Annotated in this window: 3 protein-coding genes and 1 pseudogene; 2 read left to right on the forward strand and 2 right to left on the reverse strand. The window is 42.5% G+C overall.

Annotated features, from left to right (window positions below; all coding sequences use genetic code 11):
- Both PVV60_RS09680 and PVV60_RS09685 read left to right on the forward strand, forming a co-directional pair.
- A partial coding sequence (locus tag PVV60_RS09680; RefSeq protein ID WP_273724573.1) for an integrase occupies window positions 1-149 on the forward strand: 149 nt, incomplete at its 5' end.
- 205 nt (window positions 150-354) lie between these two features.
- Window positions 355-555 carry an AlpA family transcriptional regulator gene (locus PVV60_RS09685; RefSeq protein ID WP_015856172.1) on the forward strand — a complete coding sequence of 67 codons (201 nt, stop codon included), beginning with the start codon at window positions 355-357 and terminating at the stop codon, window positions 553-555.
- A 217-nt stretch (window positions 556-772) separates the two neighbouring features.
- Here the strand turns inward: PVV60_RS09685 and PVV60_RS09690 are convergent, their stop codons facing one another.
- Both PVV60_RS09690 and PVV60_RS09695 read right to left on the reverse strand, forming a co-directional pair.
- Complete coding sequence (locus tag PVV60_RS09690; RefSeq protein ID WP_273724574.1) at window positions 773-1,180, reverse strand: hypothetical protein; 408 nt, start codon at window positions 1,178-1,180, stop codon at window positions 773-775.
- A pseudogene (locus PVV60_RS09695) lies at window positions 1,177-3,808 on the reverse strand (hemagglutinin repeat-containing protein); the annotation flags it as partial. The gene PVV60_RS09690 and the pseudogene PVV60_RS09695, both read right to left, overlap by 4 nt.

Consider the following 3,808-nt stretch of genomic DNA (forward strand, 5'->3'; position numbering starts at 1 on the left):
CAACCGATGCCTCCTATGAGATCGCTGAAACCATTTTAAGTCATACGGTCGGAGGACAAGTAGAGCGTGCCTATCGTCGTACTGACTATCTAGAACAGCGCCGTGTCTATATGGATAAATGGGCGGCATATGTCACAGGTCAATCTTAAGATATGGGGTGAATAACCCCATTATCTGTGGATAACTTTAGCTCTCTTGTCTCTCATTCTTTCTCAATAAGATTCATAAATTATCACATTACAAATTATATGATAAAATATTGTTTTCTATAAATAAAATACCTTCAAAAATGAACCAAAATGTGGTTAATAAATAGTTATGATTTGTTCTCATTTTGATAGAAAGGATTTTAGTATGACAGAAAATGATATTCTTTTGACAGACCGTGAAAGTGCAAAATTGCTTCATATGAGTGTCTCAACATTCCGCCGTCATGTTACCAATGGCTCTTTGCCAAAACCTTTAAAATTTGGTTTTTTATCCCGTTGGTTACAATCGGATCTTTTGAATGTCATCGAACAAGCAAAACAGCAACGTTATAACGACGCGGCATAAAAAAACCTTGTCACGTAAGGACGGACAAGGCTTTCTCAAACTCATCACCCTAGAGAGTGCACAATCCGTCCTATGACGCAACGTTATAGGATTACTAAGTACATTCTACGCCATATTGCTTTACATACAATATTGAGATGGTGGATTGAAAAAACAATCCCGCCATTCCAAGTGAAGGCAAGGAGGGGAGATTGTTGACCATCACCAATAGAAACACTTAAGGTTTGCATTCAGGTTGTACTGGACTTCTTTTACAAAATGGGCTATTTAAGCGCTTCTCAACACTTCTCTGTGGGATGACAGCACCAAGCTGACAAATCGGAAGGTTTTCTTCTCTAAATGTATAACACCAGTTTCCTCTCCCTTTATAATGGAATCCTGATTGAACCATGCAAGCATAAATTGTTGCATCCTCATTAACACTAAGCTTTCTATTTTCTGAATCAGCATCAATAAGGCTCGGCATTCCACATTCTAAGAGGGCTTTTCCTACCTCAGTAGAATCTGCACCTGCCTTCTCCCACATACTCACGTACTCTGGAGGACTGCTGTCAATTTTTGATATGTCACATCCAGTCACACTTAATAGGACTATACCACTCAATAATTTTAAAATTTGTCTCATTTTTTCTTCCATAAATGATCTACAGTCGAATAAATTGAATGAATTTGTTTAGTAGGAGATGTTCCATAATTAGTTATACACGCTTTACTTGCATCACCATAACAATTATGGGGACTAGGATCATAACCGCCTAACGCCCTCCCTCCCTCTATCAATGGAGAGGTTGCTGTAGTCAATAAACTGTTTCCTACAAACAGCGTCATATATAAAGGATTTTTTATACCTTTCTCCAAAAGTGAAACATCTAGATTTAAAGGTACTTTATAAAAAGTAGGTGCATTGTAACCAAACAACGTACTAATAGGGTCAGATGCATGGCTTTGTAAGTAAACATGATCATTTTTGCCATCGCTTACGACATATAATGCATTCGCTATCGATTGAGCATGATCCGCTGGTCCATAAAGATAAATATCTGTTTTTTCTGCTATACCGTGGATGCCGCGCTTTTCAAAATCACGTAGTCCATTGCCTACTGTTAAGCTACCACGACTATGCGCACTAACAATCGCCCCATCATTACCATAACGAGAGGCAAAATCTTGGAATTTCTTGGTCGAATTACTCCATCCCCCAAAATACTCATAAATTGCTACCCCGAACTCTACTAGCTTATCTTTAGCTTGGGGGTGGTAGGTAAAATAAAGGGGTTCATGCGCATTATCAGCCATTTTGACGGCATTACGGGCTGCTTCATCAGATGAATTAGAAATACCATTATAGAACATACGCCTGTTGCCATCAGAGCCTTTTTGTAAATGATTTTCTTCTCCTGGTTTTAAATAGCGATACAGAGTAATATTTTTTCCATCGCTGCCTTTTATATACTCTCCATTTTCATCGGTTAAATAGAGGACATTGCCATTTTCATCATGCAAAATCTCACCTACTGGATGCTCTTTAACATTTGCGACTTCGCGCACTTTGTCCCAGTATCCCAATCCTTCATCCGATAAATCATTGATCATATCTACGCGATTATGAACGATCCCCTCAAGCGATGTGGCGTCCACCGGTGCAACGGCTTGGTGGGCTGCTGCGGTGTTGCGGTTGAGTGCATCAATGATTTGTCCAGCATCTTGCCCCATCGCCCTCTGTCCAGTGATATCAGTAAGGATGATAGTCCCATCGCTGATAGCAGATTTGGTTTCCCCTTCCGCTGCATCCTTAGCTTTTCCATGACTTAAAGCATTTTTAGCAATATTTTTTATGATGCCATATTTCCCCTGTTGCAAAGCATCGCCACCAGAAATGCTAAACCCATGGCTGCTGGCTTTAGCATGGGCACTGTTGCTGATATCACTGGTGCTAATGCTTCCTGTGGTCAGGCTATTTTTGTCCGCTGAGGCTGTGCTGGAAATAAGTCCTCCGGTCAGCGTTGTTTTGTCTTTAACGTTGATCTTAAAGCCGCCATCACCCGCTTTGATGCCTGATTGTTCCACAACACTATGATAATCGCTGGAGGATTTATCCTTTTGGAAAGAGGCGCTCATGGAGCCCCCACCACCCGTTTGTCCAGCACCAAACCCAACAGAAACAGAGTTTTGCTTACTGGAAGTTTGTCCCGTATCACTGCGGCTGGTAATGGCAAAATCACCCCCTACTTCCATTTCTACACGCTCTCCAGAAACCACGGCGCCTGCCAATGTGGTGTTTGCCTGACTTATGGTATGAACTGTGCCGCTACCTATAATATGGCTGTTTTTGTGTTGAACTTCCTCACTGGAACCTTCCCCTTGACTAAAAGCAGCACTGCCCGTTGCCCCTGCGCCACCCGTGCCATAACCGGTGCCAACACTCATTGAAGAACTTTCACTGCTGTTTTGTGTGCTTTGCGTGTTTTGTGCACTTTCAAAGGTGATATGTTGCCCTGCTTCCATGGTGATATTTCCGCTCTGTGCATCATTGTCCAGCACATAGATTGGATTGGTACCAGCGATAATATCAGCGCCAACACCATGAATGCTGCCTTTGTGGGCATGCATGTTGACAGCGCGTCCACCTTCTATGCTATCTGTCACTGCGGTAGATGTCTGAACAGATGCCTCCGCCTTCTCAGTTTTAAAGCCCACGGTTACACTGCCAGATGCGCCAGCCATATTGGCAAGAGCATCTTTGGTGGCCCCCCCCCATCCCTCCTAATGGGTTACTCAGTCCTTTGGTTATGTTCCCCTTTTCCCCCGTATTGCCAGTCAGCCAATTAACAAAGGTTTTGCCTTTACTATAAAGATGACTGATTTTCATGCCAGTCAGTATGCCATTAATAACTGTATTGTTACCATCCTTATTATTCATGTGATCTGCGGCATCTTTTAAGCCTTGTACCGTGCCAAGAACACCGATATCAGCAGAGGCTGTCACACCAGCAAAAGACTTTTCATGCTTTTCTTTTGCGTTAGAGGTATCATAGCTTTCTGATAGGGTGATATTATTGCCAGCATCGATGTTCACATCACGATCAGCTAAAACATCTGCTGCTTGCATGTTTACATCATTGTCAGCAGTAATCTGCACATCTTGGCGTGCCGTGATGTGTGATTGTGTGGAAGTGGTTTCCCATTGATCGCCCGTATCTTTAGCGCTTGCAATTCCAACACCTACAGAAGCACCGCTTTTGCTCTTTTCAAA

It is taken from the genome of Bartonella sp. AU18XJBT (assembly GCF_028618595.1).
GTDB lineage: Bacteria > Pseudomonadota > Alphaproteobacteria > Rhizobiales > Rhizobiaceae > Bartonella.